The sequence below is a fragment of the Streptomyces xylophagus genome (genome assembly GCF_000716435.1).
Classification (GTDB): Bacteria; Actinomycetota; Actinomycetes; order Streptomycetales; family Streptomycetaceae; genus Streptomyces; species Streptomyces xylophagus.
In genome coordinates this window covers 69,532-95,204 of record NZ_JNWO01000002.1, presented here as the reverse complement: position 1 = coordinate 95,204, position 25,673 = coordinate 69,532, and the positions used below count along the sequence as shown (strand labels likewise).

The following is a 25,673-nucleotide window of genomic DNA, read 5'->3' as shown; positions in this document are numbered from 1 at the left end:
GAGGGTGTGGTGGGTGCACGGGTCCGATGGTGCCGTCGGCGATGTGCGGCATGCGGAACGGGCTGCCGCCAGGCCCGGACACTGGGGCCCGGGCCTGGCGGCAGCCCGCCGTACGGTTCGGCTCACGCACCCCCGGACGGCGGCTCGAAACCGGAGACGATCACGACGTTGGTGTCGGCCGCGGCCTGCCGCAGCGGCTTCGCGCGTTCGTACGCCTCCGACTCGTACCAGGCTCTCGCCGCTTCCACCGAAGCGAATTCGAGGACGACGGTACGGTCGCCGTGCCACTCGCCCTCGAGGAGTTGCGGCCGACCGTCCACGGCGAGGACGGAGGCTCCGCCCTGGGCCATCGACGGGCCGGCCGCCCGGCTGTAGGCGTCCATCCCGGCCGGGTCCTTGATGGACTCGGTCAGGATGACGTACCCCTTGGGCATCCGTTCTCCTCAGTTCAGCGTGATCGCACGCTCGGGGCAGCTACCGACGGCCGTGCGGACCTGGTCCTCGTACTCGGCGGGGACCTCGGGGGTCAGCACCTCGGCATAGCCGTCGTCGGTCAGGTCGAACACCTCGGGGCAGATCGACCAGCAGATCCCGTGACCCCGGCAACGGTCCGTGTCGACGACGGCTTTCATCGGGCGGGCTCCTCGGATTCCTCGGCGAGCGTGAACTCCAGGTTGAGATGGGTGAGTCCGCGCAGGATGTACGTCGGCAGGTAACGGAAGTTCCGTGCGTCGGCAGGGCCGTGCACGCTCTCCGAGATCCTGATGTCCGTCGTACGGTCGAGCATGCGCTCGATGCCCACCCTGCCCTCGGCGCGGGCCAGCGGGGCGCCGGGGCAGGTGTGGGGACCGCGGCCGAAGGCGAGGTGGTGCCGGGCGTTGGCGCGGGCCGGGTCGAAGGTCTCGGGGTCCTCGAAGTGGCGCGGGTCCCGGTTCGCCGCGCCGTTGAGGACCATGAGGGTGGTGCCGGCGGGGATGTCGACGCCACCGACCGTGGAGGGTACGCGGGACAGCCGGAAGTCACCCTTGATCGGGCTCTCCGTGCGCAGCACCTCTTCGATGAAGTTCGGGATGCGGTCGCGCTCGGTCCGCAACAGGTGCTGCAGATCGGGGTCTTCGGCGATCAGCAGGAGGGCGTTGCTCAGCAACCGGACGGTGGTCTCCTGGCCGGCCGCGAAGAGATTGGTGGCGACGCGGGCCACGTCGGCGACATCGGGGGTCGAGCCGTCGGGGAACTTCGCGGTGGCGAGGCCGGTGATGACATCCTCGCGGGGTTCGCGGCGGCGCTCCTCGACGTAGGCCGAGAACTGCGCGTACAGGTACTCCAGCGGCGAGTGCGTGACCTCGCCGTCGGTGCTCCCGATGCCGCCCCGCGGCTGGTGTTCGAGGCCCTCGACGAACGTGTTGCGGTCCTCGTCGGGCACGCCGAGGAGATCGGCGATGACCCGCAGGGTGAAGGGCCCGGCGAAGCCGCTGATGAAGTCGCCCTCGCCGGCCGCGAGATACGCGTCGAGCTGGGCGTCGGCGAGGTGCCACATCGACGCCTCGTTCTCCTTGAGGCGGCGCGGGGTGATCAGCCGCATCAGCAGTCCGCGGTGGTCCGTGTGCAGCGGCGCGTCGAGCGTCGGCAGCTGGTCGCTGAACGGGAGCTGGTCGCGGTACTGCTCGATCAGCGCGCTGACGTCGACGTCCCCTTCGAGCGGGACCGGGAACCCGGGGAACGGCCCGGTGACCGAGATACAGGACGAGAAGGTGTCGGCGTCGTTGAGGACCTGTATCGCCTCGTCGTATCCCGTCACCATCGTCACGTCGTGGTGGCTCTCGCGCAGCACCGGGCACTTCCCGCGCAAGGCCTCCAAATAGGGATAGGGGTCCGCGACGACCTCGTCGTCCTGGAAGAAGTCGATCGCCTCGAAGTCCTTCACGGTGTGTACGGTTCCCTTCCGTCACCAGTCTGACGACGAGCGACGATATCAATCTTCTCCTGTGACGAGAAGGTCGTTTTCACTTTCGTGGAGTGGGATTTGCGGAGGCCGTAAGGCGCCCTTGGCCCATGTGGTCGAGGGCCGCGTCGGCCGCCACCAGCACGGTGCCGGTCGCGGCGCCCGCCGATTCGGCGAGGTCGGCCAGCAGCCTGACGTCCTTGCGCAGCAGCGGTCCGGCGCGCTCCGCGAGGCGGTCCAGCGTGCCGCCCGCGGCCTTCACCCGGTCGAGCGCGAAGCTCGATCCGCTGCCGTGCAGCACGACTTCGGCGAGGGCACCACGGTCGATGCCGAACCCCGGTGCCAGAGCGAGTGTGTCAGCTGCGGTGGCCAAGTTGGCAGTGAACAAAAGGTTGTTGAGGAGTTTGGCGATCTGTCCCGATCCGAGCGCGCCCATGTGGACGACGGGATCGCCGAACGTCTCGAACACCTTGCGGCAATAGGCGACGGTGCCGGACTCGCCGCCCGCCATCACCAGCAGCCGGCCCTCGGCGGCCGCCTTTCCGCCGCCGCTGACGGGTGCGTCGACCACCGACACGCCGTGCGCCCGGGCGCGCTCGGCGAGCCGTCGGCAGGTGTCGGGGTGGACGGTGCTGTGCACGGCGATCACCCCGCCCCGGCGCAGCCCGGTCAGCACACCCTGCGAACCCGTGACGACCTGCTCGACATCGGCGTCGTCGACGACACAGACGCACACCAGGTCGCTGGCGGCGGCCAGTTCGACGGGAGACGCGGCCCGCCGCGCCGGCGTGTCCGCGAACGCGGCGAGCGCCGCCGGGCGACGCGCCCAGAGCGTCGTGACGAAGCCCGCCTCGACGATCCGGCGCGCCATGGGTGCGCCCTGACTGCCCAGCCCGATGAATCCGACGCGCATCAGCGGGCCTCCTGATCGACCGACTCGGGGGTGTTCTCGGACTCCGGCCGGGGCAGCGCCGCGTCGGACTCCGGGTCGGCTGCGCCCTCAGGCTCGGCCTCCGTCTCCGCGTCGCTCTGCGGCTCCGGTCGCCAGAACGTGCCCAGCAGTCCCCCGGTCGCCACCACGGCCGCGCCCAGCGCGATTCCGCCGCCGGTCCAGCCGGTGAGGTCGATGCCGGCGGCGTTGTCGACGGACCAGCGGCCGGGACCCAGTACCGCGAGCGCCAGGGCGACGACGGCGAGCGTGAGGACGTACTCGTAGCCGTCCTTGAAGACGAAGAACCCGTTGGGCCGGTGGGCGAGCAGTCCCGCGACCAGCATCACCGAGATCACGGCCGCGCAGGCGAGCGGGGTGAGGAGGCCGAGGATCAGCAGGACGCCCGCGCCGACCTCGGTGAACACGCTCATCCAGGCCTGCAACACGCCCTGTCTCAGGCCGAGTCCGGTGAACCAGCGGGCGGTGCCCTCGATGCGGCCACCGCCGCGCCAGTGATTGACCCCGTGCATGATCATGATCAGCCCTACGACCACGCGTACCAGCAGCAGTACCGCGACATCGGCGTCACTCATCCGGCCCTCCTCGGCAGACGGTCGATCCCGTCGTTGTCGTACCCGCCGTTCTCGTGTCCGAGAACGCACTCCTCGACGAAGGAGAGGATCTTCAGGTGGTATCCGGTCGCGGTGCGCCCGATGCTCAAGTTGTGGCCGCTGTCGGCCTGTTCCTCGGTGACGACTCTCGGGGAGTCGGTGAACAGGCTCGCGATGTCGGCCATGGCCTCGGGCCCGGAGCTCCACACGCGTTCGTGGTCGCCGAGCGTGTAGTGGACGGGAATCCTCACGCGGGCGGCGACTTCGGCGAACTCCAGTGGCCAGCGCCGAGCGACGGTCGCCTCGTACGGCGGCCCCGGGGACTGGATCCGGGGCGCGCCGATGACCTCGTCCGGGTACAGACGAGCCGGCTCCCACAGCAGGTCGCGCAGGCCGGGGCCGGACCGTCTCGGCACGGCCGGGTCACGTCGCCGGAAGTCGAGAATCTCGACAGCGTCGGGAGCGTGGTGGCGTCCGGTACCGGCGATCTCCAGGCCGAGAAGGTCGTTCCGGCGTTCGTCACCCGCCATGTGCACGCCCAGGGCGCAGCCGATCGAGTGCGCCCACAGGAACAGTCCCGCTCCGCGCGGACGTGAGGCGAGCAGCCGGTCCACGACTCCGTAGGCGAGGTCGACACGACGTGCGGGGGAAGCCATGCCCTCGCTGTACGGAGCCGAACTGCCGTATCCCGGACGGTCGATGGCGACGACGGTGAAGTCCAGTGCCGCCGCCGTGCGCAGGAGGGACAGGCGGGGCTGGTCCGGATAGTCGAAGTAGCTCGACGTGACCGCTCCCCCGTGCAGCGCGACGACGACGGCGCGCGGGTCGGGCACCTCGCTGAGCAACGCCGACATGGGGATGCCGTCGACGTCGACGACGCGTGAAACGACGTTCGCGGTGCGGGAGTTCATCCGTCCGCCCGGAAGAGAATCACGCCGCTGGGGGTGAGACCGCCGCTGCTCGCGACCGCCACTCGCGCGCCGGGTATCTGCCGCGCCCCGGCCGCGCCGCGCAGTTGGGTGATGGCCTCGTGGACCAGTCCCATGCCGTGAGTGCGTCCGTGGGAGAGCTGTCCGCCGTGGGTGTTCAGTGGCAGTACGCCGTCCCGTGCGATGTTCTTGCCTCCGTCCAGGAAGTCCTTGGCCTCGCCGATGCCGCAGAACCCCAACCCCTCCAGCCAGGAAAGACAGTTGAAGGTGAAGCCGTCGTACAGCTCGGCCACGTCGACGTCTTCGGGGCGCAGCGCGGTACGGGACCACAAGTGGGCGGACTGGCCGAGCACTTGGGGTTCGTGGGTGAGGGTGCTCTGGTCCCATTCGAGCCGTTCCAGGATCTGGGTGCCGACCGCCTCGACGAGGACGGGGGGTTGGGCGAGGTCCCGGGCCGCGTCCACCGCCGACACGATCACGGCGACCGCTCCGTCGCAGGGGACGTCGCAGTCGTAGAGGCCGAACGGGGTAGTGATGGGGCGGGCGTTGAGATAGTCGTCCATGGTGAGCGGGTCTCGGTAGACCGCCGTGGGGTTGAGTGCCGCGTTGGCCCGCTGGTTGAGCGCGATCCAGCCGAGACTCTCGCGGGTGGTGCCGTAGCGGTGGAAGTGGCGTTGGGCGTTCTGGGCGAGGGTGTGGGCGGCCGAGATCGCTCCGAACGGCTTCATCCAACCGTCCATCTTTCGCGGTGGGTCCTGGGCGATCCGGCCCCGGCGCACGAGTTCGCCGTACGACGCCTCCCAGACCGTGCGGAAGCACAGGACATGGCGGGCCAGGCCGCCCGCGACGGCGAGCATCGCGGAGATGAGGGAGCCGCCGGGGCCGAAGGTCTCTCCGCCGCCGTTGTACCAGGTCGGTTCGAGGCCGAGGGCGGACTCCAGTGCGGTGATTCCGCCTTCGCCGAAGCCGCCGTAGGGGCCGGCGCCGGGGTAGGTGGCGAGGCCGTCGATGTCGTCGGCGGTGAGGCCGGCGTCGGCGATCGCGCGTTCGCAGGCATGGACGGTCAGCGACACCGGCGGGACCATCAGGCGGCGGCCGATCTCCGACATGCCGATGCCGGTGATCGCGACCTTGTCCTCGAACTTCTCCGTGGTCACCATCGGCCGTACGCGCCGGGCGAGTTGGTGGGTCTCGACCTCGGCGAGCGGCAGGGGGTCCGTCGCCGGGCGTTCGCGTGCCGGGCGGAACAGGGGCAGCCAGGCGTCCTCGACCTGTTCGAAGACGACCTCCATCCGCATGCCCAACTCCAGTTCGTCCGGCGTGCATTGGACGGCGTTGGTGGTGAGCCGGACCCTGGGGTCCTCCTCCAGGGCGACCTGGGCCACGATGTAGGGCGCGGGCAGGCCGGGCAGGGCGAAGCGGTGGTTGACGGTGAAGCCGATCAGCGTCGCGTGGCCGGAGACGGCCCGGACGCCGATGTCGTGCCCGTGGCAGTACCGGCAGACCGGCTGCGGCGGATGGACGAGGGCCGCGCAGGACCCGCACTCCGCCACCCGCAGCCGGCCGTCCGCGCCGGAGGTCCAGAAGAACTCGTTCTCTTCTGTGACCACCGGGCCGGGACGCTGATGATCCGTCATGTGCCGATCCGTGCCGTGGACTTGCGGACGGTGACGGGTTCGGCGAGGCGCTGCTCGTCGCAGACCTTCTGCAGTTCGGCGAGGGTCTCGTCGAGTCCGGCGCCGAGCCGCTTGCCCGGGGTGAAGGTCGCCGGGAGGTGGCGCATGCCCTGGATGACACCGATGGTCTCGTAGTGCACAGCGCCTTCGGCGTCGCACCGGTAGTCGGGCATGCGGTCGAGTACGGCCGTCACCATCCGCTTGAACACCGTGCGGGCCACGTTGGAGCCGATGCAGCGGTGGATGCCGAGGCCGAAGCTGCTGTGCCGGTTGCCCTTGCGTTCCATGTCGATCGTGTCGGGGTCGGGGAAGACCGACGGGTCGCGGTTGGCCATCGCCCAGGAGAGCCAGAGGCGTTCGCCCTCCTTGAACTCGGTGCCGGCGATCTCGCAGTCGGCGGAGAAGGTACGTCCGTCGCCGGGGGCCGGGGTGTAGAAGCGCAGGAACTCCTCGGTCGCGGAGTCCAGCAGGGTCTTCCGGTCGCGGCTGAGCCGGTCGCGATCCTCCGGGTTCTGCGAGAGCCATTCGAGGGCGTGGGCGGTGAGGGCCGTGGTGGTGTCGAAGCCGCCGCCGATCAACAGGGCGAGTACGCCCAGGAGTTCGCCGTCGTCCGGGGTGCGGCCGTTGAGGTCGGCGCGGACCAGGGCGTCCACCAGGCCCGGGCGGGGTACTTTGCGGATCTCCATGAGCTGGCCCATGAGGTCCATGCCCATCTTGCGGCTGAGGTCCAACACCCTTTCCCGGTCGGGTGAGTTGGGGGGTGTGTAGACGGAGGCGTGGGCGGGTTCGTTGTAGATGGTCCAGCGCTCGATCGGGATGCCCATCATCGCCAGGGTGAGCACGGCCGGAACGATGTTGGCGAGGTCGTCGACGAAGTCGATGTGCCCCGACTCGATCTTCTCGTCGATGCTCGCCCGCACGACCTCGTCGACGAACGGGATCCAGCGCTGGATCGCCGCCGGCGACAGATACGGGTTGAGGGTCTGCCGGTAGTAGCGCTGGTCCGGCGGGTCCATCTCCAGGAAGCCGCCCTGGGCCTCGCTGGCGCGCGGCGGAGGGGGGATGGAGATGCCCTTGTAGCCGCGCCGCTCCCCTTTCACGTCATGGTCGTTGGAGAGGAACTCGGCGGACCTCGCGAGTTCGAAGACCTCACGGTTGCCGCTGGCGACCCAGTGGCCGCCGTGGGTCTCCGTCCAGGCGATCGGGCACTGCCCGTGCAGCTCGTGGGTGATGTCCTCGAACCGGTCGCGGTAGTCGGGTGTGTGCCGGTCGAAGTGCACCTGGGGGTGCTTACGGCCACCGTCGTCGTCGACGGCCGCGTCTTCCGTGGTCATGCGGAGTCCTCTCCTGCTCGGTGGATGAGGTGGGGGTCAGGAGATGACGGAGATCGCCCGCTCCGGACAGGACAGGACGGCCTCGCGGACGTCCGACTCCTGGTCGGCGGGGACTTCTTCCTGGACGACCGAGGAGTGCCCGTCGATCTCGCTGAGTTCGAAGGTGTCCGGAGCGCGCATCGCGCAGAGCGTGTGGCCCTGACAGCGCTCCGGGTCGACTCGTACCTTCACGGTCCTTCCTTCCTGCCGTGGTGAACGGGGTTACCGGGGTGCCTACTTGAGGTCGGACAGCGACTTGCCGACGTCGGCGAGTGTCGGCGGCTTGCCGTAGTTGCCCTTGTACTTGTAGACGGGCGCGTCGCAGCGGTAGGCGCCGTCGGTCGGCTTGAAGTCGGCGGGGACCCAGCCGCTGGTGGTGGCCTTCTCGACGTTGAAGCACTTCACGGGCTCGTCGGGCGAGGACAGGTTCACCGGGGCCTGGAGCCCTCCCCCGGTCCACTCGGTCTGCTTCTCGGCGTTCGCCAGGACACAACTGCGGGTCAGTTCCGCGCAGTCACGGGCCGAGGTGGCGAACAGCAGCCAGGCGGAGAAGGCGTGCACGGCGGGCAGGGTGATCTGCGCGTCGGGCGCGTACTTCTTGAACAGGGCGACCATCTCCTTGGTCGCCGGGTTGGCGTCCGCCTTCTCCAGCGGGTAAGTCCCGTCGATGCTCGCGAAGTTGGTCTGAGAGCTCAACGCGGTGTCGGCCAGCTTGAGGAACGCGGGGCCGTAGGCGTTGTTGTTGGCGTCGACCCAGTCGAGCTTGTAGTCGATGTTGGTGAGCGCCTGCTCCAGCTTCGCCAACTGGGTGAAGTCCCCCAGGAAGACGAGGCCCTTGACCTTCTTCGTCTTGATGGACTGGGCGTACGGCGTCCAGTCGGAGACACCCTGCGCGGGGTAGAGGTCGAAGTAGTTGACCTTGCCGCCCAACGAGGTCAGGACTTCCTTGTCCTGGGCGCCGATGCCCTTGGTGACGGGCACGTCTCCGGCGATGATGCCGACGCCGCTCGCCGACGACGGGTACGCCTCCTTGAGCAGCCAGGAGTAGTAGCCGGTGTAGGGCGCGTATCCGGACGAGGCGCCCTGGGTCATCACCTGGAGGTCGGCGCCGACCTCGGAGGTGACCTGCGCCGGGAACTCGGGGAGCAGGCACTTCAGCCGGGTCTTGACGCCCAGGCCGTCGAGGGCGGCGCCGCCGCCGACCTCGAAGAAGTCGGTGCGGCAGGCCTCGATCATCTGCTGGTTGACCTGCATGAGTTGGGCGTCGTGCGTCACGGGTGTGATCTTGCGTCCGTTGATGCCGCCGGCGGCGTTGCACCAGGAGGTGAAGACCTTCGCCGCGTTCTCGAACTCCGGGTTCTTGGTGAAGCCGACGTCGCTGAAGACGCCGACCTTGATCTCGGAGCCGGTGACGCCCTGACTGGTGACGGTCTTGGCCGTCCCCTTGCCGCACACCGACTTCAGCGTGCCGAAGTCAGCGGTGGCCGTGTCGGCGGCTCCGGTGGTCGAAGGGCTGCTGGTTTCCGCGGACTTGGTACGGCCGGAGCATCCGGCCGCGGCCGCGAGGGCCAGGACGAGCGCGGGGATGAGCAAGCGTCTCATCGGTTCTCCTCGTTGAGAATGAGTCCCGCTGTCGGGTGATCAGGTGACCGCGCCCGCCGCCTTGAGCGCGATGATGCGGTCCCAGTCCAGGCCCAGTTCGAGGAGGATCTCCTCGGTCTGGGCGGCGAACTCGGGTGCGGGCCCGAGTTGTGGGGCGTGCACGTCGAACTGCACGGGGCTGGCGACCAGTTCGAGCTCTCCTGCCTGCAGGAGGTACTCGTTCGCTCTGATCTGCGGGTCGTCGCCCACTTGCAGGGAGTCCTGTACCGGGGCCCACGGCCCGGCCAGGGTGGTGAAGCGCCTGCTCCACTCCGCGAGGGTGCGGGTGGCGATGACCTCGCGCAGGATCTTGACGGCCTCCGCCGTGTTGGTCGCGAGGTTCTCGGCCGTGTCGAAGCGGGCGTCGTCGGCGAGTTCGGGGCGGTCGATGTGCCGGCACACATCGGCCCAGAACTTGCCGGGCTGCATCATGACGAACGCCAGATGGTGGCCGTCGGAGGTCTCGTACAGCCCGGACAGGGGGTTGGTCGGCGAGCCGTGGGTGCCGACGGGCGGCGGGATCCAGGGCTTGCCGAGGTGCAGGGAGAGCGCGGTGGCGTGGCCCATCGCCCACAGTCCGCTGCCGAGCAACGAGACGTCCACGACCGACGGTTCGCCGGTGCGTTCGCGTTTCAGGAGCGCGGCCGCGATGCCGCCGGCGAGGTTGGTGCCGGAGATGGTGTCGCCGTAGGCCGGTGCGGGCGGGTTGATGATGCCGTCGGTGCCTTGGGGGGTGATGCTCGCGGCGGTGCCGGCGCGAGCCCAGAACGCCGTCATGTCGTAGCCGCCCTTGCCCGCTTCCGGTCCGCGCGGTCCGAAGGCGCTGCCCCGGGCGTAGACGATCTGCGGATTGACGGCACGGATGTCGTCCACGTCGATGCCGAACCGCTCCCGGTGGCCGGGCAGGAAGCTGGTCAGGAACACGTCCGCGCGGCGGGCGAGGTCGTAGAGCACCTCCTTGCCCTCGGGGCGGGAGATGTCGAGGCCGAGGCTGCGCTTGCCGCGGTTGGCGTGCTCGACGTTGGGGTTGGGGTCGCCCTCGACGCGCATCGTGCCGGTCTGCCGCAGACCGCGCTGCGGGTCGCCGGTAACGGCGTGCTCGACCTTGATGACGTCCGCTCCCCAGTCGGAGAGGACGGCTCCCGCCGAGGGCACGAAGCCGTACATGGCGACTTCGAGAACGCGGATGCCCTCGAGCGGCATCATGACCGGACCACGACCGCGAACGCCTTGTACTCCAGGAACTCCTCGAGCCCGGCCACGCCGCTCTCCCGGCCGATGCCCGACTGCTTGTAGCCGCCGAACGGGACGTCCGCCGCGAAGTAGTTGCCGCCGTTGATGCTGAAGGTGCCGGTGCGGATCCGGCGGGCGAGGGCGATGGCCCGCTCGTCGTCGGCGCTCTGGATGCCGCCGGAGAGGCCGAAGATGGAGTTGTTGGCGATCCGGACGGCGTCGTCATCGTCGTCGTACGGAATCACCACGAGCACCGGGCCGAAGACCTCGTCCTGCGCGATCTCGCTGTCCGGATCGACGTTGCTGAGCAGCGTCGGCCTGTAGAAGAAGCCGGGATCGATCTTCTCGCCACCGGTAACGAGGTTCGCACCTGCCGCTACGGCCCTCTCGACCATGCCGTCGACCTTCTCGCGCTGGCGCTCGCTGATGAGCGGGCCCGCGAAGGTCTTGGGGTCGGCGGGGTCGCCGAGCGGGATACGGCCGAGGCCCGCCGCCACCATGGCGACGATCTCGTCGTGGTGCTCCCTGGGCACGAGCAGCCGGGAGGTGAGCGCGCAGCCCTGCCCGGAGTGGGAGCAGATGGTGCCGGCCGCGAACATCGCGGCCGTCGCGAAGTCCGCGTCGTCGAGGACGATCATGGCGGACTTGCCGCCGAGCTCCAGGAAGACCTTCTTCACCGTACGGCTCGCGGCCTCCATGATTCGGCGACCGGTCGCCGTCGAACCGGTGAAGGTGATCATGTCGACGTCGGGGTGCGTGGTGAGCGCCTCGCCGACGTCGGCACCGGAGGACGTCAGGACGTTGACCACGCCGGGCGGTATGTCCGTGTGTTCGGCGATGAGTTGACCGAGGAACAGGGTGGTCAGCGGGGTGTCGGGCGCGCCCTTGAGAACGACCGTGCAGCCGGCCGCGAGCGCGGGGGCGAGCTTGGCCAGGGCCAACTGGTTCGGGTAGTTGTAGGCGATGATCGCCGCGACGACCCCGGCAGCCTCCTTCTCCACCCAGCGCCGGTGACGCTGGCCGCGACTCTCGGACTCGCCGAGCTCCTCGGTCAGCGGGTACTTGCGGAGCAGGTCCGCGTAGTAGCGCACCAGCTTGACGGGGTCGTCGAGTTGGGGGCCGTAGGTGAGCATGCGGGGCGCGCCGACCTCGGCGATGGTCAGCTCGCGCAGCTCCTCGACGTGGTCGGTGAGGGCCTGGTGCAGCTGGTCGAGACAGCGGATGCGCAGTTGTACGTCCGTGGACCAGGCGGTGGTGTCGAAGGCTGTCCGGGCCGCCGCTACGGCCGCTTCGGCCTGGGCGGTGGTGGCGTCGGGCGCGTGGCCGTAGACCTCGCCGGTCGCGGGGTTGAGGGACGGGAACGTCCGCTCCGCGTCGACGAGTTGGCCGTTGATGAGCAGGCGGGTCACAGCCGCACCACCTGTCCGCCGTCCACGCTGATGGTCTGGCCGGTGAGCCAGCCGGCGTCGTCGGACAGCAGGAACAGCACGGTGGGGGTCAGGTCGCCGGGCGTGCCCATCCGTTTGAGGGCCAGGGCCTGGGTCATCCGCTCCTGGAACTCGACCGGTACGACGGTGGCCGTGGCCTCGGTGTCGGTGGGGCCGGGGGCGATGCCGTTGACGCGGATGCCCCGGCCGCCGAGTTCGGCGGCGAGGGACGCGGTGAGGTGGTTGATGCCGATCTTGGCCAGGCCGTAGTAGCCGCTGGCCATGTAGGCGGCGGCGGACGACTGGTTGACGATCGCGCTGCCCTCGGTCAGGTGCGGGACGACGGCCCGGGTGACGTACAGGGCGCCCATCAGGTTCACCTGGATGAAGCGGTTGAGGTAGTCGAGGTCGACGGTGGTGAGGCCCTCGCGCCGCATGCTGTGGTAGATCGCGGCGTTGTTGATCAGGTAGTCGATGCGGCCGAACTCCGCGACGGTGGCGGCGGCCAGCGCGTCGGCCGAGGCGGGGTCTCCGACGTCGACCTTGACGAAGAGCGCGGAGTCGAGTTCCTTGGCGACCCGCTGTCCCTGCTCCTCGTTGATGTCGGCGACCACGACCCGTGCTCCCTCGGCGGCCAGCGCCCGGGCGTAGTCCTCGCCGATTCCCTGTCCCGCTCCGGTGACGATCGCCACCTTGTCCTGGAACCGCATCCTGTTCTCCTCGCATGGATGGGCGGCTTGCTCCAATGAAGCGGAAACTACATTCTCCTTATACGCGAATCAACCATCCGGAAGCGAGAATGTCATCCTGACGAGGAGCTGACAGGCGCGCAGACCGCCGCGAACAGCCCTCGCCTGCGCGGGACTTCCGGAAGCGCCGGAGACGAGAATACGCTTCTCAGATCTGGAAGGGAGATTTTCATGATCGAGACGAAGGGGGTTCCGGCATGAGGACAGCCCTCGTCACAGGCGGCGGTTCCGGCATCGGACTGGCCATCGCACAACGCCTGGAGGCCGACGGCCTCCAGGTCGCCACCCTCGACCTCAATCCGTCCGACAGAGGCTTCTCCCGGAAGGCCGACGTCTCCGACCGGGCCCAGGTGGACGAGGCACTCACCGAGATCCGCGAGCAGCTCGGCCCGGTCACGGTGCTGGTCAACGCGGCCGGGATGGAGGGCTACAAGCGCTTCGCCAACCTCACCTTCGAGGCCTGGCAGCGGGTGATCGACGTCAATCTGAACGGCGTCTTCCACTGCGTCCAGGCCGTTCTGCCGGACATGGTGGAGGCCGGCTGGGGCCGGATCGTCAACATCTCCTCGTCCAGCGCGCAGTCGGGCCAGCCGTTCATGACGCACTACGTGTCCGCCAAGTCTGCGGTCAACGGGCTGACCAAGGCGCTGGCCCTGGAGCTGGGTCCGCAGGGCATCACCGTCAACGCGGTTCCCCCCGGCTTCATCGACACACCGATGCTGCGCCGCTCGGAGGAGCGTCAACTGCTCGGCGGGACGGTCGAGGAGCACATCCAGCGCACTCCGGTACGGCGCGTCGGGCGCCCGGAGGACATCGCCGCGGCCTGCGCCTTCCTCGCCTCCGAGGAGGCCGGTTACATCACCGGCCAGATCCTGGGCGTCAACGGCGGGCGGAACACGTGAGCGAGCAGAGCGAACACGACGGACCCGGCGAGACGGGCACCGAGTACCGCGAGCACGGCGGAACCACCGCCGAGAACGGCGTTCGCATCGCCCCGGTGCCGTACGACGACTGGGACCACGAACTGTTCTCGGTCATCAACCACCCCCGGAAGCTGCCGCAGGCCAACGTCCTGGGGATCTTCCAGCGGCATCCGGCCCTGGCGCGGGCGTTCCTGACGTTCAACATGCACCTCAACACCTCGACCCTGCCGGTGCGCGTCCGCGAACTGGCCGTCATGCGGGTGGCCTGGCGGCGGGGCAGCAGATACGAGTGGGCCAGTCACGTCCTGATCGGCCGGAAGGCCGGGGTGACCGAGGAGGAGATCGAGGAAGTCCGCACGGACGCCGACACGTTGCTCAACCGGGCGGTGGACGAACTGGACACCGACTCGGGCCTGTCGGACGCGACCTACGCCGCGCTCGCCGTCGACCTGGACGAACGCCAGCTCATGGACCTGGTGTTCACGATCGGCGCCTACACGATGCTCACGATGGCCCTCAACACCTTCGGCGTGGAACTCGACCCTGTGATCTCGGAAGAGAACTTCAGTTTCCCAAAACGAGAATGGTATTCTCACAAGCGAGAGGGGTGATCCCATGCCACACTTCGCCAAGCCCGAGGCCGGGAGCTGGACCGAGAACTACCCCGAGCTGGGCACCAGCCCGGTCAACTACGAGGACTCCATCGACCCCGCGTACTACGAGGCGGAGAAGGAGGCGATCTTCAAGAAGACCTGGCTGAACGTCGGCCGGGTCGAGCAAGTCCCCAAGGTCGGCAGCTACTTCACGAAGGAGCTGGCCGTCGCCGACACCTCACTGGTGATCGTGCGGGGCAAGGACAAGGAGATCCGCGCCTTCCACAACGTCTGCCGCCACCGCGGCAACAAGCTCGTGTGGAACGACTTCCCGGGCGAGGAAGTCAAAGGCACCTGCCGCCAGTTCACCTGCAAGTACCACGCCTGGCGCTACAGCCTCGACGGCGATCTGACCTTCGTCCAGCAGGAGAAGGAGTTCTTCGACCTGGACAAGGCGGACTACGGCCTCAAGCTGGTCCGCTGCGAGGTCTGGGAGGGGTTCATCTTCGTCAACCTGGACCCGAACGCCCAGCCGCTCAAGGAGTACCTGGGCGAGTTCGCCAAGGGCCTGGAGGGCTACCCCTTCCACGAGATGACCGAGGTCTTCACGTACAAGGCCGAGATCGGCAGCAACTGGAAGCTGTTCATCGACGCGTTCGCGGAGTTCTACCACGCACCCGTCCTGCACATGAAGCAGGCCGTCAAGGACGAGGCCGACAAGCTCTTCAACGTCGGGTACGAGGCCCTGCACTACGAGATCCACTCCCCGCACTCGATGATCTCCTCCTGGGGAGGCATGTCGCCGCCCAAGGACCTGACCATCGTCAAGCCCATCGAACGCGTCCTGCGCAGCGGCCTGTTCGGGCCGTGGGAGGCACCCGACATCGAGGGCCTGGACAACCTGCCGACGGGACTCAACCCGGGCCGGCACCGCGCGTGGGGCAACGACTCCTTCGAGTTCTTCCCGAACATGACCCTGCTGATCTGGAAGCCCGGCTGGTACCTGACGTACCACTACTGGCCGACGGCCGTGGACAAGCACATCTTCGAGGCCAACCTGTACTTCGTGCCCGCCAAGACGGCGCGCGAGCGGCTCAAGCAGGAGCTGGCGGCGGTGACGTTCAAGGAGTACGCCCTCCAGGACGGCAACACGCTGGAGGCCACCCAGACGATGCTCAAGAGCCGGGTCGTCACCGATTTCCCGCTCTGCGACCAGGAGTTGCTGCTCCGCCATCTGCACAAGACGGTCGCCGACTACGTCAAGGAGCACACCGATGCTGCCCAGTGAGTTCGCGGCACTCGAACCGTTCAGCGAGTGGGTCCTGGAGTCCGAGCGCGATCGCTACAGCAAGCGCCTGGCCAGCTCCATGGAGGAGATGCAGGCGTTCTACGACGCCGCGTTCCCGCTCCTCGAACAGGCCTCCGACCACCTCGACAAGTTCCAGCTCACCGAACTCCCGGAGCAGGAGCGCAACTTGCTGCTCCTGATGTTCTCCCTGGTGAACGTGTCGTTCCCGGTCGAGGTCTGGAAGCAGGCCCGGGTGCCGGACAGCGGGGCCGCCTATATGGACCTCGTCGTCGAGCCGAAGGTCTGACCGGTCGTGGTCACGCTCAAAGCGGCGCGTGTACTGCACGTGGAGACGGGCGAGTTCGAGTCGCCGGGCCTGGTGACGGTCGAGGGCGACCGCATCACGTCCGGCGGCGGGGGCGAGAGCGAGGTTCTCGACCTCGGCGATGTGACTCTCCTGCCCGGTCTCATGGACATGGAGGTCAACCTCCTGATGGGCGGCCGGGGAGAGACGCTCGCGCTCTCCCCCGTCCAGGACGATCCCCCGTTGCGGATGCTCCGCGCGGTGGGCAACGCCCGGCGGACCCTGCGCGCGGGGTTCACGACGGTCCGGAATCTCGGCCTGTTCGTGAAGACAGGCGGCTATCTGCTGGACGTCGCGCTGGCGAAGGCCATCGACGCCGGCTGGATAGACGGCCCGCGCATCGTGCCGGCCGGACACGCCATCACGCCCACCGGCGGGCATCTGGACCCCACGATGTTCGCCGGGTACGCCCCCGGAATCATGCCTCTCTCGCTGGAAGAGGGCATTGCCAACGGTGTCGACGAGGTGCGCAAGGCGGTCCGCTACCAGATCAAGCACGGGGCGCGGCTCATCAAGGTCTGCGCGTCCGGGGGCGTGATGTCCCACACGGGCACCCCCGGCGCGCAGCACTACTCGGATGAGGAACTGCGCGCCATCGTCGACGAGGCCCATCGGCGCGGACTGAAGGTGGCGGCCCACACCCATGGGGCCGACGCCGTCCGGTCGGCGGTGGAGGCGGGCATCGACTGCATCGAGCACGGCTTCCTGCTCGACGACGACACCATCGCGCTGATGGCGGAGAGGGGCACTTTCCTGGTGCCGACCACCGCTCTCATCGAGGGGATGGACATGTCCCACGCCGCGCCCGAACTGAAGGAGAAGGCCGCCGAGATCTTCCCCCGGGCGAAGACGGTGGTGGCCAGGGCCGGCAAGGCGGGTGTCCGGATGGCGCTGGGCACGGACGCGCCGGCGATTCCGCACGGCCGCGGCGCGCAGGAGCTGATCGCCCTGGTCGACCGCGGCATGACTCCCCTGGAGGCACTCCAGGCGGCGACCGTCAACGCGGCGGAGTTGATCGACGCCGACGACAGGGGCCGTATCGCGGAAGGCCTGCTCGCCGACCTGATCGCGGTGCCGGGCAATCCGCTGGAGGACATCTCCGTGATGAAGGACGTCCGGTTCGTGATGAAGGGCGGGAAGGTGTTCCGCGACGAACGCCGCTGAGTCCAACGCCTAGGCAGGCCACGGGAGTTGATCACACCGGCCCGTCGAGCGGCCGTAGCATCCGCAGGATCATCTCCACCGTGCGCTCGACGGGGCGGTCGCGGGCCGTGACCGTGGACAGGAGGGTGCGGGTCAGTACGGCGCCGAGGAGCATGTCGAACACGTCGTCCGGGTCCACGGCGGGGTCGACGCTCCCGGTCGGCGCGGCGCGCAGGATGTCCTGGAACTGCGGTCGCGCCGACACGCGCAGCAGCATCTCCGGCGGCCGGGGGCGGCTCGACGTCTGGGAGTGAGCGAAGAGTCCGGCCGCGGCGGCACGGGCCGCGGGGGCGCCGAAGGCCGCCAAGTAGGCGCGGATGAACCGGCGGAGGTCTCGTCGCAGGTCCCCTGTCGGGCGGACGCTCAGCGGGCTGAGTCCGGGGAACGTGGCCTCCTCGATCAGCTCGATCCGGGACGGCCAGCGGCGGTAGATGGCCGAGGCGTGCACGCCCGAGTGCTCGGCCACCGCCTGGATCGTCGTCGCGTCGAAGCCGCGCTGGACGAGCAGCTCGCGCGTGGCCGCGAGAGCCCGTTCGTTGATGCTCGTGTCACGTGGACGGCCCGGGGCGCGGCGCGGTTCTGCCATGCCGGTGATTGTATTGAATCCTCCCCTTCCTAAAGAGAGGGGATTCCTGGCTCACGTTGGCCGTGGACCGGCGGCCCAGCAGCTCTTACACGATCAGCACCAGCCGGGTTGAGACCAGCCCGGACCAGCATCACGCGGGCGGAGTTCTTGTCCCTGGGGGACACGGCTCCGCATGCAGTGCAGGCGTAAGTTCGTTCCAAGAGAGGCAGTGCGTGCTTGGTTCTCGCTCCGCACTGTGCGCAGTCCATGGTGGTGTGCGCGGGATGTACGAGGTGGAGTTCACGTCCGTGTTTGCGGGCCATGTGGATCAGGGCCTGCTTGGTCACGCCGATCGCGGCATCGGCGGCTTTGCCGGCCATCGTGGACTTGGCGAGGAATTTCGGGCGGAAGTCCTCGACCGCAAGGCGGTCATGGTCACGGACCACGCGCTTGGCCCACTTGCGGCCGGTGTCCTGGCGCTGGCGGGCGACCTTCTTGTGGAGCTTCGCGGTCTGCCGCTTCGCTTCCTTATAGCCCTTCGATCCGGCCTGTCCACGCTTGGGTTTCCGGCGAGCCGTCCTCCGCTGATAGCAGGCCAGGCGCTGCGCGGCGTTCCTGCCGTGCTGGGCGTGTGGGAGGTCGTGGATGTCCGAGGTTGTGGTTGCGGTCTCCTTGACGCCCCAGTCGATGCCGATGTCCCGTCCAGTGGCGGGCAGTTCCTCGGTTGTGGTCGCCACCACGAACGAGGCGTACCAGTGCCCGAGACTCTCGCGACAGACGAGAACGGAGGACGGCGGCTTGGGCAATTCCCGCGACCACACCACACTCAGCACGATCCCGCCCGCGAGATGCAAGCGGCCGTCTTTGAGTCGGAACCCGCTCTGCGTGTAGTTCAGCGTCGGGTCGGCAGCATGCTTCTTCTTGCACTTCGGCATCCCGGCCCGCCGTTGCTGCGGCAACCGTCCTTTGATGTCTTTCAGGGCCTTGGCGCGGGACTTGGCGAAGTCGCGGATGACCTGCTGCTGCTGCACCGAACTGCCCTCGCGCAGCCAGGCGTTCGCGGTGCTGGCCTCGGTCAGCATCTTGTCGAGACGGGCCGCGCCGCACTTCTCCTCCTCGGCGTACGCCTTTTTCGATCGGGCGCAGCACTCGTTCCAGATCCACCGGCACCGCGCCCACTCACTGAGCAGGCCTGCGCGCGCGGTCGACGACATACGCAAACGGTAGGTGTACCGGGTATACCCGACATTCGCTCACGGGCACGGGTGGCCAGGGCGACCAGGTCGTTGGCGCGCTGCCCTGCCTTGGCGTAGTCGACCGCAGTGGTGGTGCTGGCCTTCTCAACGGTGGCAATCTGACCGTCGATGTCGGCGATGCGGTCCTCGAAGCCGGATTCGCCCGCGCTGGTCGGGGAGACGGACCCTGGTACGGCTGAAAGGGGTTGGACTATCCGTTGTGTGCTTCGAGCTCGGTCGCCAGCGTCTGTTGGGTGGCCGCCCACGACGCCAGGAGCGCCAGATTGTCAGCGGTCGGTGTGCCCGCGGGTGCGGTGTAGATGTTGAGGTGCAGGCCGGGTTCGGCGGGCAGTTCCAGGGGCTCGACGTCCAAGTCGAGCCGGCCCACGATCGGATGGTGCATACGCTTGCGGCCGGACCGGTGCAGCCGCACGTCCTGAGATGCCCACCGCTGCCGAAACAGCTCACTGCACGTTGACAGTTCGCCGACCAGGGCGATCAGTTCCTCGTCGTGCGGATTGCGGCCGGCTTCCATGCGCAGCTTCGCGGCCACGCCACCGGCAACCTGGTCGTAGTCGACAAAGAGATCTCTGGCCGCCTCAGGGTTCAGATAGACGAACCGCGCTGTGTTCGCGGGCCGTCGCGGGTCGGCCAGCACCGGTGAATACAGCGCGCGAGCGAGTTGATTCATGGCGAGCACGTCATAACGGCCGTTACCGATCCAGGCCGGCGCATCGGAGATCGCGTCGAGCACCTGCTGCAGCGTCGAACGCACCGTCACGGCAGGCCTGCGCCGGCGTGGGCCGCTGGGCGCCCTCGACTGGCGCGCGAGGTGGAACAGGTGGTCGCGCTCGGCCTCGTCGAGCTGCAAGGCAGAGGCCAACGCGCCGAGCACGCCGTCGGAGGCACCGGCGAGGCTGCCGCGCTCCATGCGCACGTAGTAGTCGACCGACACCCCCGCCAGTAGCGCTACCTCCTCGCGGCGCAGACCTTTGACTCGGCGGTTGCCGCCGTAAGCGGGCAGGCCCGCCTGCTCCGGTGCGATGCGGGCGCGACGCGAGCTGAGAAACTCCCGGATCTCCGTGCGTAGATCCATCGCGGTTATCTCCTCACCGTAAGCCCGTCCCGCAATCTAATGCATATTTGTTGCGGTCGTTGCGGTGCCGCCGTCCACCGGGATGATGGCGCCCGTGAGGTAGGACCCGGCCCGGCTGGCGAGAAACACGGCGGCACCCGCCATGTCGTCGTCGCGGCCGACCCGGCGCAGTGGGGCCGCCGCCGCGATCTTGTCGCCGATGGCATCGAGAGTGGTCGCCATCATCTGCGACGGGAACACTCCCGGTGCTACCGCGTTCACCGTGATGTGCTGTGGGCCCAGCTCCCTGGCAAGGACCCGGGTGAGCTGATGGAGTGCCGCTTTGCTGCTGGCGTACGAGTAGTTGGGTGCCGGGGCGACGTGGATGGCGGCGATGCTGCCGATGTTGATGATCCGTGCGGGATCATCGGCGGTGCCCGCCTTACGAAGTGCCGGGAGCAGTGCCTGCACCAGCCAGAACGGCGACTTGAGGTTGAGGTCGAGCACTGTATCCCAGGCCTCGTCCGGGAACGTCTCCAGCGGCTCGCGCCACATCGCTCCCGCGTTGTTGACAAGGATGTCCAGGCCTTCCGAGTCGGCCGTGACAAGATCAGCGAGGCGCTGACACTCGTCGTGCCTGGACAGGTCGGCGGGGATTGCTCGCACGTCGCCGAATTCGGACAGTAGACGCTGTGCCTCCGCGCACGTGTCCGCGTTGCGTGAGCTGATGACGACGCGGGCGCCCGCCTGGAGAAGGCCGCGCGCAATCATCATCCCAATGCCTCTGGTGCCGCCAGTGACAAGGGCGTACTTTCCCCTCAGATCGAAAAGTTCTGCGTGAGTGGTGAACTGGTTCTCCGCCATTGGTCTCCGTCACTTCTGTCGTAAAAGAATGTGCCGACACGGTCGCGTATTCGGGGCAGCTGAATTGAATGATGATGGTAAAGCTGCAGTGCGTTTCCATGAAGTGTTGTCGGCGCTTTCGGCTCAACCAGGTTGACAGGTTTTTGGAACGTCGGGGAGACCCTGGTGATACAGGTACTGTCAGACCCCCCTTCCCTGGTGCGCTGAGTCCGGATCACCGCGTACGGCCAGTGGGTAGCGGCCACCGCCGAGTGGCGCAGGTTGAAAAGCAGTCCCTCAGCGGACGTAGAAGCACACCGCAAGGCTGACGAGAAGTGGGAAGAAATCAAGTCGCTGACTGAGAGCGCTGACTTGATCGACAAGCGGCTTGCTGAAGCCATCAAAGCTGAAGCTAACTTCAAGGTGCCGTTCAAGCTGGAGCGGTGGCGAAGCCCCTTCCGGAGAGACGTCATCAAACGCTGAGGTCAGCAGGGCGCGGCTCAACTGGAGTTCAGCGCACGGCGACCCGCGGCCCCAACAACCCATCAACGGGCCCCAGCGCCGGTAGACTTGCACCATCTTTTCTGTAGCACGCAGCGAGCCTGGACCCGACGTTCTAGGTCAGGGACATTCATGTCCCGAGTACGCACGCGTTGCCCGCGCAAAAGGGAGCGGCGGTATCTAGAGGCCCTGACCAGGCAGCCAACCCCCATGAGCCCCAACGTCGGTGGGCCTCAGCAAGACCACACGTGTGTCACGTGGTGGTCGGGCTGAGGTCTGACACCCGGTCCGATCACCGGAAAGGTAGTCGGGCCGTTGAACCTCTCTCTCGGTGTCAAGGTGCTGATCGTCGTCATCTGCGCCCTGGTCTCCGTCATCGTCGGTGCTGGAGCTGCCTGGATTAGTCACAAGGCAGGTGCACGCAAGCGTGACGCCGTTCTCTTCGGAGGCGGCACATTCATCGGTGTCATGACGCTGTGCCTGGCAGTGCTGGGCTCTCTGGGCGTGCTGTCTGGCGGAGCTGCTTGAACGCGCGGAAGCCCTGGAGAATCAACCTTCGGGGCTTCGCCGCTATACCGGCACCGCTCTGCCACCTGGCGGACCTGACGCTACGTCAGATCATGAACTCATGCTATACTGGTAAGAGTTGGTCCGTTTACTGAGCTATAGCCACAATGCACGGTTCGATTCCGGCAGCGGCCATAGTCGCGGTCATCTTTTTGCTTTGGGACCTGTACGACCTGTTCGAACGCATCAAAGAATACCGCAAGAAGTCAAGTGCAAGAAGAGCGAGTTCAAGAGGGGTGGTGGTCGGAATGAGTCAGTTCAAGATGTTCATGTCGGCCGCGAGCGTGGCTAATGCAGTGGTACATGTGGCTGAAGCCTTGTAAACGGCACAACACGACGAAGGGTCCATCGTACGCGGTGGGCCCTTCTTCTTTGTCTGAAGCCAAACGCCTCAAAGGGGGTTGAGGGCTCGCCTCGCCGAGTTGATGACGTTGTGGGCGTCGGCACCGTGGACCGCGGACTCGCGGAGGGTGCGCCAGACCTTCGAGTAGAGGGCGATGTTGTCGGCGTCGTCCAACCACAACTCGGCGTGCCAGTCCTCGGCGACGACGAGACGGTCGTCCAGGACCCAGAAGCCGTTGGCGGGCACGATCTTCACCGAGGCGGTGAAGGGGATGATGCCCAGCTCGACGGTGTCCATCCCGATCATGCCGGTGAGGCGGTCGAGCTGGGCGGCGAGGACCGAGGGAGGGCAGATCAGCGAACGCAGCGCGGCTTCCCACATCAGCACGTGGAGCCTGCGCCCAGGGTGGTACAGCCACTCCTGCCGCTGCGCCCGGGAGCGTACAGCGGCCTCGACGTCGCTGGCCCCACCCAGCAGTTCGAAGTAGCGCTGGATGACATGGCGGGCGTACTCAGGGGTCTGCAACAGCCCGGGGACCACCGACTCTTCCCAGATCCACATCTCCGAGGTGCGGTCGATCTCGGCGCTCAGGCCCTCGTGCAGCGGCTTGAAGCCGTTCGCCAGGGCCCGGCGCCAAGACCTGATGTGGGACTCGAACCCGGCCAGGCGGGCGGCGAGTTCGGGATACAGGTCCGGCTGGTCGGTCGCATCGGCCCACGCCCGGAGATCCTCGGGGGTGGCCGTCTGTCTGCCGTTCTCCAGCTTGCTGACCTTGGAGCCCGGCCAGCCGAGCCGCTGTGCGAGTTGCTGACCGGTGAGCCGGCCAGCCGGGCACGAGAAGCGAAGTTCGCGCAGCCGCGCCCCGAGCGCCTCCCGTGCCTGCTGGTAGTCAGTGCTCACCGGTCACGCGCGCTACTCGGTCGGGGCCACCTGCGCGGCGAACTGGTCGAACGGCACCGCGTGATGCATCGCCGCGTCACGCACGATGGCGTACCGCACGACCTCGGCCGGTTCGGTGATCAGCTCGATGTTCAGCAGGTTGTCGTCGTTGTCGAAGTGCAGCAGGGCGACCAGGCGCGAGTCGAAGATCCAGAAGTCTTCGGCGGGCAGCTGGGCCCGGTCGGCGTCCTCGCGCCAGACGTAACGGATGTCCTCGCCGACGGACGCGTTGTACCGGGCGTAGTCAAGCAGGAACAGTTGCTCCGTGGTGGGCGGGTTGTCGGCGATACGGACACGGCCGACCGTCTTGCCGGCCTCCGTCTGCGCCTTGATGTTGACGAACCAGGTCTCGCTGGGGTCCCACGTGGACGAGCCCGTAGCCAGGAACGCCTGAAAGTCGGGGTCCTGACGGTCGGAGGCGTAGCCGCGCCGCGTCTCCAGGCGCCAGGCGGTGTGTTCGAAGGTCTCGAAGAGACGCCGGAAGGTGTCCCGGTCGACCAGTTCGGGCACCCTCTCCATCTCCTTCGGTCCCCAGTTCACGAGCAGTCCGCGCGGTACGACCACCGCCGCCTCATCCGGCCCGAAGTGCCGGAGCTGCGCGAGGTCTTGAGGGTCTGTCACTGGTTGGCCCTGAACGACGATCTCGCCGGTTCCCTCGTCCGTGTGCAGGGCGGGGCAGCCGTCGACCTTGCTGTCTGTGCCGGTGAAGCGTAGCTGGCGAGCCATGGACGCTCTCCCTTCCAGGGTTGATCCAATCAGCATGGCCGGGGCCCCGGCTCGGCACGACGGGGTCAGACGGGGCTCAGGAGAAAATGCCAGCAATCTCGATGAGGCGTCGAGCAAATACGAGAAAACAGCGTACTGCCAGCCAACTCCCCACTTCTAGCGTCCGGTTCATGGCAACGAAGAAACCGGACGTCGACCCGTACGCAGCCGTGGAGACCCTGAGAGCAGCGCTCACCGAGGCTGGGATCGTCTTCCCCTCGCTCAGGGTCGACCCGGCGTCGCCCGACCTGAAGCTCGTCGAACTGGGGCGCATCCACGCCGATGTGGCCGATCGCCTGGCAACTGCACTTCGGCGGGGAGGCCTTGAGTGATGGCGCAGGAACAGCAGCCGAAGGGCGCCCTGGTCCACGACACGCAGAGAGACGAGCTGGGCTACGTCATGGGTCACGAGGGCCCGTACGTACAGCTTCGGCCGCTGACCGGCGGGCGGGAGTGGGACGCCGACCCCGCTCTCGTCCGCCTGGCCACGAACGACGAGCGCCTCACCGCCATGCAGGAGCGGAACCGTGCCCTGAACTCCGAGAGCAGCGGCGGTGTCTTCTAGTGACGGCCACCGAGGACACTTCCACGATGTCCGCCGAGTGCGCGGTCGCCCAGCAGCCCGGCTACGCGGACCTGCACGACGAGTGCCAGCAGACCAAAGACATACCGCTTCCGGGCGGAAGCGGCATTCTCCTGAAGGTCAACCTCCTCGATCCATCGGCAGCAGCCGATTCGCCCTGACAGCGACTCGCTCGCACTTGCCCTGCTTCCCAGGAGTCCGATTCCTCCTCATACCGAAGGCCAGGCATCCTCGAAGGACTCTGGCGACCGGGAGACGTCCCGATTATAGGAGACGGTCTTCTGTAATTCCCTCCGTGTGGCTACAGTCCCGAAGGGGACGGACTTCGGAGTTCGGAGGAGATCTGATGCGTGCTGCTGTGCTGCGGGGCGGGACGGTCGAGACGCGGACCGTCGACGATCCGGTCCCCGGACCGGGCCAACTCCTCGTCCGCTCACTGGCGTGCGGGATCTGCGCCTCGGATCTGCACTTCATGGACCATCCGGAGGCGGGCGCCGACGACGACAGCGGGATGTCGACGTACGACCAGGACGTCGACATCGTGATGGGTCACGAGTACTGCGCCGAGGTCGTGGACTACGGCCTCGGCACCGAGCGCCGGATTCCGGTCGGGACGCGGGTGAGTTCGCTGCCCGTCCTGGCCACCCCGGGCGGACGCAGGATCATCGGCCAGAGCCCCGATGCACCCGGCGGGTTCGGCGAGTTGTTCCTGCTGACCGAGGCCATCACCCGAGTCGTGGTGTCGGACCTGCCGAGCGAGATCGTGTGTGTCGCCGACGCGATCTCGGTGGGCTGGTCGACCGCGTCCCGCGCCCAACTGTCCGCGAGTGAGGCGCCGTTGGTCATCGGCTGCGGCGCCATCGCACTGTCGGCGATCGGCCGGCTCAAGAGCCTCGGCGTCGCCCCGATCGTGGCGGCCGACCTGGTCCCGTCGCGTCGTGCGACCGCGCTGGCCATGGGCGCCGATGTGGTCGTCGACCCGGCCGAGGTCTCGCCGTACGAGGCGTGGCGCAACGCGGCCGGTCCTCAGGCGAGTTGTGTGGTGTTCGAGTGCGTCGGCGTTCCCGGCGTTCTCGACTCGATCATCAAGGGCTGCGAGCGCGGTACCCGGATCTTCTCCGTCGGCGGTCCGCCGGAGGGCGACCATCTGCACACCCTGACCGCGAAGCGGAAAGGGATCAACATCCAGTTCGGGGGCGGCCCGTCGATGGACCACTGGGACGAAGCGTTCCAGGCGGTCTGCTCCGGGAGCCTCGATGTCGGGCCGATGCTCGGCCACACCGTCGGGCTCGACGGGGTGCCGGCCGCGCTCGACGCCGCACGGGACGCCCACGGGCCGGCCCGCATCATTGTCGTAGCAGGGAGCTGAACACG

The 25,673-nt window shown here is 67.9% G+C and carries 29 protein-coding genes; 10 read left to right on the top strand and 19 right to left on the bottom strand.

All coding sequences use genetic code 11. From position 1 onward, the window contains the following. Positions 1 to 122: 122 nt before the first annotated feature. The 13 genes from OO70_RS03900 to OO70_RS03840 all read right to left on the bottom strand — a co-directional run bounded on the left by OO70_RS03900 (position 123) and on the right by OO70_RS03840 (position 12,473). Positions 123 to 434: a DUF1330 domain-containing protein gene (locus OO70_RS03900; protein WP_043664021.1), complete on the bottom strand. Its 312-nt coding sequence runs from the start codon at positions 432 to 434 to the stop codon at positions 123 to 125. Between the two features lie 9 nt (positions 435 to 443). After that, positions 444 to 632, bottom strand: coding sequence for a ferredoxin (locus tag OO70_RS03895; protein ID WP_043664017.1), 189 nt, complete (start codon positions 630 to 632; stop codon positions 444 to 446). Next, positions 629 to 1,924: a cytochrome P450 gene (locus tag OO70_RS03890; protein ID WP_043664013.1), complete on the bottom strand. Its 1,296-nt coding sequence runs from the start codon at positions 1,922 to 1,924 to the stop codon at positions 629 to 631. Before OO70_RS03890 ends, OO70_RS03895 begins: the two co-directional genes overlap by 4 nt. Positions 1,925 to 2,003: 79 nt before the next feature. Continuing rightward, positions 2,004 to 2,855 (bottom strand): NAD(P)-dependent oxidoreductase, encoded by an 852-nt coding sequence (locus OO70_RS03885; protein WP_051740608.1) that lies wholly within the window; start codon positions 2,853 to 2,855, stop codon positions 2,004 to 2,006. Further along, positions 2,855 to 3,466 carry a DoxX family protein gene (locus OO70_RS03880; protein WP_234336696.1) on the bottom strand — a complete coding sequence of 204 codons (612 nt, stop codon included), beginning with the start codon at positions 3,464 to 3,466 and terminating at the stop codon, positions 2,855 to 2,857. Before OO70_RS03880 ends, OO70_RS03885 begins: the two co-directional genes overlap by 1 nt. Next, entirely contained in the window at positions 3,463 to 4,395 is a 933-nt protein-coding gene (locus tag OO70_RS03875) for an alpha/beta hydrolase (RefSeq protein ID WP_043664009.1), read from the bottom strand. The genes OO70_RS03880 and OO70_RS03875 overlap by 4 nt, the downstream gene beginning before the upstream one ends. Beyond that, a complete protein-coding gene (locus OO70_RS03870; RefSeq protein ID WP_043664006.1) occupies positions 4,392 to 6,050 on the bottom strand; it encodes a thiolase C-terminal domain-containing protein in 1,659 nt (552 codons plus the stop codon). Before OO70_RS03870 ends, OO70_RS03875 begins: the two co-directional genes overlap by 4 nt. After that, entirely contained in the window at positions 6,047 to 7,423 is a 1,377-nt protein-coding gene (locus OO70_RS03865; RefSeq protein ID WP_043664003.1) for a cytochrome P450, read from the bottom strand. The genes OO70_RS03870 and OO70_RS03865 overlap by 4 nt, the downstream gene beginning before the upstream one ends. 36 nt (positions 7,424 to 7,459) lie before the next feature. After that, on the bottom strand, positions 7,460 to 7,654 hold the full coding sequence (locus OO70_RS03860) for a ferredoxin (RefSeq protein WP_043664000.1): 195 nt from the start codon (positions 7,652 to 7,654) through the stop codon (positions 7,460 to 7,462). Positions 7,655 to 7,696: 42 nt separating this feature from the next. Beyond that, entirely contained in the window at positions 7,697 to 9,064 is a 1,368-nt protein-coding gene (locus OO70_RS03855; RefSeq protein WP_043663996.1) for an ABC transporter substrate-binding protein, read from the bottom strand. Positions 9,065 to 9,103: 39 nt separating this feature from the next. Beyond that, positions 9,104 to 10,309, bottom strand: coding sequence for a CaiB/BaiF CoA transferase family protein (locus OO70_RS03850; protein ID WP_043663993.1), 1,206 nt, complete (start codon positions 10,307 to 10,309; stop codon positions 9,104 to 9,106). Continuing rightward, positions 10,306 to 11,745 (bottom strand): aldehyde dehydrogenase family protein, encoded by a 1,440-nt coding sequence (locus tag OO70_RS03845; protein WP_043663990.1) that lies wholly within the window; start codon positions 11,743 to 11,745, stop codon positions 10,306 to 10,308. The genes OO70_RS03850 and OO70_RS03845 overlap by 4 nt, the downstream gene beginning before the upstream one ends. Beyond that, entirely contained in the window at positions 11,742 to 12,473 is a 732-nt protein-coding gene (locus tag OO70_RS03840; RefSeq protein ID WP_043663987.1) for an SDR family oxidoreductase, read from the bottom strand. The genes OO70_RS03845 and OO70_RS03840 overlap by 4 nt, the downstream gene beginning before the upstream one ends. 236 nt (positions 12,474 to 12,709) lie before the next feature. Between OO70_RS03840 and OO70_RS03835 the strand changes: the two genes are divergently transcribed. Genes OO70_RS03835 through OO70_RS03815 form a run of 5 tightly spaced genes read left to right on the top strand, consistent with a single transcriptional unit; the run spans position 12,710 to position 16,844 of the window. After that, positions 12,710 to 13,414 (top strand): SDR family NAD(P)-dependent oxidoreductase, encoded by a 705-nt coding sequence (locus OO70_RS03835; protein ID WP_043663984.1) that lies wholly within the window; start codon positions 12,710 to 12,712, stop codon positions 13,412 to 13,414. After that, complete coding sequence (locus tag OO70_RS03830; protein ID WP_106971612.1) at positions 13,411 to 14,046, top strand: carboxymuconolactone decarboxylase family protein; 636 nt, start codon at positions 13,411 to 13,413, stop codon at positions 14,044 to 14,046. The genes OO70_RS03835 and OO70_RS03830 overlap by 4 nt, the downstream gene beginning before the upstream one ends. A gap of 4 nt (positions 14,047 to 14,050) precedes the next feature. Continuing rightward, the gene (locus OO70_RS03825) at positions 14,051 to 15,316 is read left to right on the top strand and encodes an aromatic ring-hydroxylating oxygenase subunit alpha (RefSeq protein WP_043663981.1); all 1,266 of its coding nucleotides are present in this window, start codon (positions 14,051 to 14,053) and stop codon (positions 15,314 to 15,316) included. Next, on the top strand, positions 15,303 to 15,623 hold the full coding sequence (locus tag OO70_RS03820) for a hypothetical protein (protein WP_043663979.1): 321 nt from the start codon (positions 15,303 to 15,305) through the stop codon (positions 15,621 to 15,623). The genes OO70_RS03825 and OO70_RS03820 overlap by 14 nt, the downstream gene beginning before the upstream one ends. Positions 15,624 to 15,629: 6 nt before the next feature. Next, the gene (locus tag OO70_RS03815) at positions 15,630 to 16,844 is read left to right on the top strand and encodes a metal-dependent hydrolase family protein (RefSeq protein ID WP_043663976.1); all 1,215 of its coding nucleotides are present in this window, start codon (positions 15,630 to 15,632) and stop codon (positions 16,842 to 16,844) included. 31 nt (positions 16,845 to 16,875) lie between these two features. Here the strand turns inward: OO70_RS03815 and OO70_RS03810 are convergent, their stop codons facing one another. The 4 genes from OO70_RS03810 to OO70_RS03795 form a co-directional block, all read right to left on the bottom strand. Further along, entirely contained in the window at positions 16,876 to 17,469 is a 594-nt protein-coding gene (locus OO70_RS03810) for a TetR/AcrR family transcriptional regulator (RefSeq protein WP_043663972.1), read from the bottom strand. 29 nt (positions 17,470 to 17,498) lie between these two features. After that, positions 17,499 to 18,662 (bottom strand): RNA-guided endonuclease InsQ/TnpB family protein, encoded by a 1,164-nt coding sequence (locus tag OO70_RS03805; RefSeq protein ID WP_043663969.1) that lies wholly within the window; start codon positions 18,660 to 18,662, stop codon positions 17,499 to 17,501. Between the two features lie 232 nt (positions 18,663 to 18,894). Next, positions 18,895 to 19,779: a helix-turn-helix transcriptional regulator gene (locus OO70_RS03800; protein WP_043663965.1), complete on the bottom strand. Its 885-nt coding sequence runs from the start codon at positions 19,777 to 19,779 to the stop codon at positions 18,895 to 18,897. A 36-nt stretch (positions 19,780 to 19,815) separates the two neighbouring features. Continuing rightward, on the bottom strand, positions 19,816 to 20,622 hold the full coding sequence (locus tag OO70_RS03795; RefSeq protein WP_043663962.1) for an SDR family oxidoreductase: 807 nt from the start codon (positions 20,620 to 20,622) through the stop codon (positions 19,816 to 19,818). Between the two features lie 795 nt (positions 20,623 to 21,417). Here OO70_RS03795 and OO70_RS52065 point away from each other — a divergent pair. After that, a complete protein-coding gene (locus tag OO70_RS52065) occupies positions 21,418 to 21,630 on the top strand; it encodes a hypothetical protein (protein ID WP_078651238.1) in 213 nt (70 codons plus the stop codon). Between the two features lie 430 nt (positions 21,631 to 22,060). On the opposite strand, the gene OO70_RS03790 is transcribed toward OO70_RS52065, so the two are convergent. Both OO70_RS03790 and OO70_RS03785 read right to left on the bottom strand, forming a co-directional pair. Beyond that, positions 22,061 to 22,912, bottom strand: a complete 852-nt coding sequence (locus OO70_RS03790) for a helix-turn-helix domain-containing protein (RefSeq protein WP_043663957.1) — start codon at positions 22,910 to 22,912, stop codon at positions 22,061 to 22,063. A 12-nt stretch (positions 22,913 to 22,924) separates the two neighbouring features. Continuing rightward, a complete protein-coding gene (locus OO70_RS03785; protein ID WP_043663954.1) occupies positions 22,925 to 23,677 on the bottom strand; it encodes a DUF6879 family protein in 753 nt (250 codons plus the stop codon). A 170-nt stretch (positions 23,678 to 23,847) separates the two neighbouring features. Between OO70_RS03785 and OO70_RS03780 the strand changes: the two genes are divergently transcribed. The 4 genes from OO70_RS03780 to OO70_RS03765 all read left to right on the top strand — a co-directional run bounded on the left by OO70_RS03780 (position 23,848) and on the right by OO70_RS03765 (position 25,668). Further along, positions 23,848 to 24,048: a hypothetical protein gene (locus OO70_RS03780; protein WP_043663951.1), complete on the top strand. Its 201-nt coding sequence runs from the start codon at positions 23,848 to 23,850 to the stop codon at positions 24,046 to 24,048. Beyond that, the gene (locus OO70_RS03775) at positions 24,048 to 24,281 is read left to right on the top strand and encodes a hypothetical protein (RefSeq protein WP_043663948.1); all 234 of its coding nucleotides are present in this window, start codon (positions 24,048 to 24,050) and stop codon (positions 24,279 to 24,281) included. Before OO70_RS03780 ends, OO70_RS03775 begins: the two co-directional genes overlap by 1 nt. Positions 24,282 to 24,307: 26 nt before the next feature. Beyond that, on the top strand, positions 24,308 to 24,460 hold the full coding sequence (locus tag OO70_RS55270; protein ID WP_199827246.1) for a hypothetical protein: 153 nt from the start codon (positions 24,308 to 24,310) through the stop codon (positions 24,458 to 24,460). A 185-nt stretch (positions 24,461 to 24,645) separates the two neighbouring features. Continuing rightward, entirely contained in the window at positions 24,646 to 25,668 is a 1,023-nt protein-coding gene (locus tag OO70_RS03765) for a zinc-binding dehydrogenase (protein ID WP_043663941.1), read from the top strand. Positions 25,669 to 25,673: the final 5 nt, after the last annotated feature.